The organism is Bacillus sp. sid0103, assembly GCF_019219025.1.
On record NZ_JAHUWN010000096.1, the window covers coordinates 1 to 736 of the forward strand.

Annotated in this window: 1 pseudogene; it reads right to left on the reverse strand. The window is 36.1% G+C overall.

Going from position 1 to position 736, the window contains the following annotated elements:
• Positions 1–690, reverse strand: a pseudogene (locus KW850_RS32600) (acyl-CoA dehydrogenase family protein); the annotation flags it as partial.
• Positions 691–736: the final 46 nt, after the last annotated feature.

The following is a 736-nucleotide window of genomic DNA, read 5'->3' on the forward strand; positions in this document are numbered from 1 at the left end:
CTGCCCACCGGAATAAAGCATTTCTGCATGTACTACTTCAGGGGTTAACTTGGCTATATCAAGTCGGGTTAATAATATTTCCTTCCCTATAGTGTTTAAATCCACATAGCGAGCATATTCATATGTTCTGGTTCGTACAATCTGTAATTTTTTAATCAATTCTGTGTGCTGAGTTTTAAAATGCTGATTTACTTCTTTATTTTTCAGATGACTTTTTACAATTGATTCAATAGCAGCCTGTGAAACTCCTATTCCTAAAGGTATTTGGTAGAGTGCTAATATTGGACGGACTTTTGGTATAAATTCGTCTGCTTCTTCGGAGATAATCCATTTATCGGGGATAAACACATTATCAAAGAAACAGGCGTATGTTGCACTACCATTTAATCCTATATAATTTGTTTTACTTTCTAAAATTAATCCTTCTACATTCACTGGAAGCGAACAAATGATTCGTTGTTTTTCATTTAGAGATGCTAGGATAACAAACCAGTGATCATGATCCAAATTAGACACGTTAGGTAAGCTACCACTTATCATGTATCCCCCATCTGTCTTTTCCGCTTTGAGTCGGATCCTTTCCATTCCGGCGTAATATTTAATTGCGTTTGATAATCCAGTTCCAGTTAGGACGTCACCTGATTCAAAAAATGGTAGTAAGTGGTTGTTGATATATGGGTTGTTACTCAACCTGAAAGACGCCAAAGCAGCTAAATGACACCATAATGTAAATGCT